Here is a 2,528-nt window from a genome sequence, read left to right on the forward strand (position 1 = left end):
CGGAACACCGACATGGCCGTGACCCAGTTGGACGCGCTGCCCGTGTAGCCGTGCACGAACACCACCGGCGTGCTGGTGGCCGCGCCGGCCGAAGGCGCGGGCGAGAACAGGGCGAACGCCACGGCGAACGCGGCGACGACCCCGAGAATTCGACGCATGAATCCCTCCAAGCAGGGTGAAGAGGTGGGACTCGTCAAGACTGCACAACGCGAGCCGCCGGCTACATCGGCGTAATCACCAGTCTTGCGCGCGAGCCTCGGCGGAGAGCACGGCCGAGTCGCGGGCCGGCGGACCCGCCTACTGCACGGCGCCTGCCTGCTGCGTCATCGTCTGGTACCAGGCCGCGTACGGGGTGTTGGTGGCCGGGTAGCTCGCCAGTGGCGTCGTCGCGTCGGCCGCGGAGTCGAAGTCCCAGCCACGGACCAGGCGGCCGGCCGCGCGCGCCGAGGTGACGAACGAGGAGTGCGTGGCCGGGGCGCCGTAGAACAGGGCGCCGTCCCGCAACTCGGCGGCGTCGCCGTCCTGGTACTCGTCGAACGCGGTCTGCGGGTACTGGATCCGCGCGCCGGCGACCCGGTCGGTGGTGACGCGCAACGTGGCGGCCGGTGTCGCGCCGTCGGCTCCCGTGTGGACGTGCACGCTGGCGCCGCCGTGCACCGCGGTGGTGGTGTCGTAGCGCGGGTCGGCGGTCCTGGCGTTGCCGGTCCAGGTGACGGCGCCGGCGCCGAGGGTGCCCTGCCAGGTCCAGTTCTGGCTGTTGCTCTGGCTTCGGTGCACCTCACGCAGCCCGGTGGCACTGGTGAACACCAGCGACGGCAGCACGCCGTTGTCGTACTGGCGACCGGCCGACCAGGCGATCTCGCCGGTCGCGTCGAGATGGCCGGTCTGGTACCAGAGCGTCGTGGCGTTCTGCGACTGGTGCACCTCGACCACGTCGCCGTCGTCGTTGAGCGCGACCGCCGGGGTGACACCGGAGCCGTAGCGGCCGTGACGCTGCCAGGTGACCCGGCCGTCGGCGCCGTAGGTGCCGGTCCAGTACCAGAGGGCGCCGCTGCCCGAGTCGTGCACCTCGACGACCTGTCCGCGCCCGTTGGTCGCGACGGCCGGGTGGTAGCCGACGTCTCGGCGGTAGGCGGCGCGGGTGGTGGCGTCGCCGGACAGCAGCGTGAGCACCCGCCCGCGCAACGAGTCGACGGTGGCGCCGGCCGGGTAGTCGGCGGCACGCAGCAGCCGGGTGCCGAACGCCGCACGCAGCTCGTCGTTCAACGCGGCCAGGTCCCCCGCGGCGTAGGAGCCGTTGTCGGTCAGGTCGTCCTTCAGGTCGAGCATCACCACCAGCGGGGCGTGTGCCGGGTGCGCCGCGGACCACGCGTCGACGACCGAGAGCCAGTCCCGGAGGTTGTTCGACGCGGGGTTGCCGCCGTTGTGGTCCACCAGGTTGCCGGGGCTGTCGTGGCCGACGCCGTAGTCGTGGCCGGTGGCGTAGCCGTTGTCGTGCACGTCCAGCTCCAGGAAGCGGACGCCGTGGTCGAGCTGGTAGGCCAGCGAGTGCTTCGCGCCGTCCACGTCACCGGAGTAGCTGTTGTGCGTGGCCTGGAACACCGCCGAGTTGAACGGCTCGGCCGCCGCGACGCCGGTGCCCGGCGACACCACGGTGGCGAGCACGGTGGCGAGAACTGTCGCGGCGACGGCGGTCCGTGGTCCTGGCATCGGCACTCCCGGAGGCTCGGGCGGGCAGAGGTCGACCGAATGCTTGCTGCGCACCGTGATTGTTTCCCATCGGCGCCGCGTGCAGAAGACCGCGGACATGAACGTGCCGCGTCGTCATGGGTTCGGCGTCGTCATGGGGTACGCGCTCAGCGGTTGGCTGCTCCCGGACTTCGAGCCGATAGCCGTGATCCCGTCCGGAACCCGGCTCACCGCGTTCCACAGCGAGAAGGTCAAGAGCAGCACGACGATGACCTCCCGCGCGGGCAGCGGGGGAGCAGGGGTAGGCCGTCACGGGCACGGTGGCGCGTAGTCCAGGCCGGGGAAGTGCCGGGTCCATTCCGCCGGTGTGATGCGTGGGCCGGCGGTCTCGCAGAGGTGGGTCGCGACCCGTTCGACGTCGGTGTCCCAGAGGCGGACGGTGTGGTCCATGCTGGCGGTGGCCAGGGTGTGGCCGTCCGGCCCGAACGCCAGGGCGGTGACCGAGTCCGTGTGGCCGGTGAGGGTCGCCTGTTCCTTCGGCTGGTGGACATCCGCGACGTCCCACAGGCGGGTCGTCTTGTCGGCGCCGGCGCTCGCGAGGGTGTGGCCGTCCGGGCTGAACGCCACCGCGTACACCCCGTCCGTGTGGCCGGTCAGGCTGGCCAGCCGGGCCGGGTGGCGGACATCCGCCATGTCCCACAGCCGGACCGTCCGGTCGCCGCTCGCGGTGGCCACGGTGCGCCCGTCGGGGCTGAACGCCACCCCGAACACGAAGTCCGTGTGGCCGGCGAGGATGCCCACCTTCCGGGGACGGCGGGGCGCCGACACGTCCCACACCT

At 72.2% G+C, this 2,528-nt stretch carries 2 protein-coding genes and 1 pseudogene; 1 reads left to right on the plus strand and 2 read right to left on the minus strand.

All coding sequences use genetic code 11. The features are described 5' to 3' along the window. Positions 1–297: 297 nt before the first annotated feature. The gene (locus VET29_RS07355) at positions 298–1,710 is read right to left on the minus strand and encodes a hypothetical protein (RefSeq protein ID WP_324916415.1); all 1,413 of its coding nucleotides are present in this window, start codon (positions 1,708–1,710) and stop codon (positions 298–300) included. 79 nt (positions 1,711–1,789) lie between these two features. Here VET29_RS07355 and VET29_RS07360 point away from each other — a divergent pair, with 79 nt between their 5' ends. Then, complete coding sequence (locus VET29_RS07360; protein WP_324916418.1) at positions 1,790–2,020, plus strand: hypothetical protein; 231 nt, start codon at positions 1,790–1,792, stop codon at positions 2,018–2,020. Here VET29_RS07360 and VET29_RS07365 read toward each other — a convergent pair. Beyond that, positions 1,999–2,528: pseudogene (locus VET29_RS07365) on the minus strand (WD40 repeat domain-containing protein); the annotation flags it as partial. The gene VET29_RS07360 and the pseudogene VET29_RS07365 sit on opposite strands and share 22 nt — an antisense overlap.

It is taken from the genome of Actinophytocola sp. (genome assembly GCF_035634895.1).
GTDB lineage: Bacteria > Actinomycetota > Actinomycetes > Mycobacteriales > Pseudonocardiaceae > Actinophytocola.

What these genes read in the sequence shown, in the direction of transcription:
- VET29_RS07355 (WP_324916415.1), bottom strand. Translation starts at nt 1,710, where the DNA reads ATGCCAGGACCACGGACCGCCGTCGCCGCGACAGTTCTCGCCACCGTG.